Source organism: Peribacillus sp. P4_D6 (assembly GCF_056401795.1).
Genome location: NZ_JBFUIQ010000274.1, coordinates 1 through 2,382, shown reverse-complemented (window position 1 = coordinate 2,382; position 2,382 = coordinate 1). Strand labels below are relative to the sequence as shown.

Sequence of the window (2,382 nt, the reverse complement as noted above, 5' to 3'; positions counted from 1 at the left end):
ATATTATCCTTCCTCCAAACGAGCTATCCAATCAAGTGGAACTTGAAGGGGAAGTGGCCCTTGTCATTGGAAAGCGCGGAAAAAACATTAAAGAAGAAGATGCGCTTGATTATGTATTCGGCTGCACGATATTTAATGACGTGAMAGCAAGAGATCTTACAAAAAAAGATCCACAGTTTACGCGGGGCAAAGGATTTGATACATTCGGACCTTTGGGACCATGCATCGTTACCGGGGTAGATCCTACAAACTTAAGGATTGTGACCACTTTAAACGGCCGCGTTGTCCAAGACGGAAATACCAATGAAATGTCTCTAAGCATTCCATTTTTAATCAGCTGGCTTTCACAGGTAATGACACTGGAGCCCGGTGACATTTTGGCCACGGGTTCACCATCTGGCAGCTGCCCGATCAAGTCGGGGGATGAAGTCGTTGTTGAAGTCGAGAATATCGGTCGGTTGTGTAATGAGGTTCAGTAGGATGTGCATGGATTGATAATACCAAAAATGAAAATATTCATAAATGTATGAGCCGACTTTTTAAAATGTTACAGGGGACATCGCTATAAAAAGAAAGAAGAGTTTCTTTGTGCGTGCATTCGCATGTGCTGCTAGAGAAACGGCAATATTAAAGAGCTTGGTGTCTATTTATTTGAGATAAATGATAAACCTGATGGTCAATGGCTAAATATAGTTGAGTATTGAATCAATTCCTTAATGAACTAACGGTGCGTTAGCTGAAGATCGGAGCTGTCTTTAAGACAGCTTTTTTTCTTATGCAACTATAGGGGAGGGTTAGTTGCATTAGTACAAAGTTTTATCGTACTGCGCAGTAACCAACTATAATAAAATTAGAATTAAAACTAAAATCAAATTGGTGGTGTGCAGGTTGAATAAAGTCCTTTTACATCTCTCCAGAATATTTTTAGGTTTTATCTTCCTTATTGCAGGTCTAAACGGTTATTTTGTCATTTTTGACTTTGAACCATTTATTGCTACTAGCCCCGAAGCGATGGCATTATTCAAATTTGAATATCTATTAATATTTGAAAAGTTTTTAGAGATTGTTTGTGGAGTTTTACTTTTAAGTAATCGATTTGTCCCATTAGCACTTGCAATATTGGGTCCAATTGTAGCCAACATTTTCTTACTTCATTTGATCCTTGATCATTCGTTACTTGTTTTAGCAGTAATAATTGTAATCATGTATAGTTATTTGTTGTTTTGTTACAGAAAAAGTTTTAAAAGTATTTTGGAGAAAAAGCCTTCTCATTAATACTTCCTTGAATTACACATTTTACGTCAAGTTTGTATCAACTCTACAATAACGCTATTGAACAAACGGGTGCGTTAACTGAAGATCAGAGCTGTCTTTAAGGCAGCTCTTTCTATATGCAACTAACGGGGCAGGTTTTTTGAAGAAGGATTTTGCAATCCTTATGCAGAATAAGGTAATGCTTAAAATCTTAGTACATAAAGGGTGTGTATGAGGATGGATTGTAAGAATGTTACCGGAGAAAATGATACAGGCAAATCACAATTAAATATACTTCTTGAAATAAATGAAATTTGCTTATCACTTAATTTTAACCTGTGGCTACGAGGCGGATGGGCGATAGATTTCCTTCTTGGAAAGATTACTCGTTCACATACTGATATTGATTTAGTTACTTGGTTACATTATCGTGAGCACTTGGAACAGGCTCTTGTTAATGCTGGTTTTCAAATAAAGCCTGTAGGAGAGTTTCAAACCGATTTCCTCAAAAACAATGTCGATGTGAGTTTTGTATTTGTTCGGTATTCTGATAATGGCGATATAGTCGCTAACGGTTTTCCAGATTGGGTATGGAGGAAAGATGCCTTGCCAATGGAACTTTATAATTTAAGAGGTGTATCAATAAATGTTCTAAACCCATACCAATTACTTGAGGAAAAAAGAGTTTACGAACAAGGAACAGGAAGAACACTTCGTCCAAAGGATTTTAAAAGCATAGAAATTATTAAACAGATAATTGATGCAAAAAGTTAGAGGTTAAGTAAAATTCTTATAGAACTGAACTAACGGGCCAGCATTCCTGTAATAACTGAAAATGAGGTTTGAACGAAAAAAGACCTCTTGATAAGATGAATGTGTCCTGAGCTGGCCAGCTAAAAAGGACAAAAACATCTATCGGAGGCCTCACAATGAATTATAACCAAAATCATAAAATCACTCAAATTACTTCTGAAACCTTAATTGTCGGAGTTGACATCGCCAAGCACAATCATGTCGCGAGAGCACAAGATTTTAGAGGATTGGAACTGGGTAAAACGTGTTTCTTTGAAAATACGAAAGCAGGATTTCATTCGTTTCTAGATTGGATTACCCAACTTGTTAAAGAAG

Annotated in this window: 4 protein-coding genes; all 4 read left to right on the top strand. The window is 36.6% G+C overall.

The genetic code is table 11. From position 1 onward, the window contains the following. Nucleotides 1-479: fumarylacetoacetate hydrolase family protein (locus AC1DVB_RS26670; protein ID WP_477591814.1), on the top strand; the 479-nt coding region annotated here is incomplete at its 5' end. 409 nt (nt 480-888) lie between these two features. Beyond that, nucleotides 889-1,275: a DoxX family membrane protein gene (locus AC1DVB_RS26665; protein ID WP_063576833.1), complete on the top strand. Its 387-nt coding sequence runs from the start codon at nt 889-891 to the stop codon at nt 1,273-1,275. Nucleotides 1,276-1,491: 216 nt separating this feature from the next. Continuing rightward, complete coding sequence (locus AC1DVB_RS26660; protein WP_034313386.1) at nt 1,492-2,028, top strand: nucleotidyltransferase domain-containing protein; 537 nt, start codon at nt 1,492-1,494, stop codon at nt 2,026-2,028. Between the two features lie 155 nt (nt 2,029-2,183). Continuing rightward, a partial coding sequence (locus AC1DVB_RS26655; RefSeq protein ID WP_477591811.1) for an IS110 family transposase occupies nt 2,184-2,382 on the top strand: 199 nt, incomplete at its 3' end.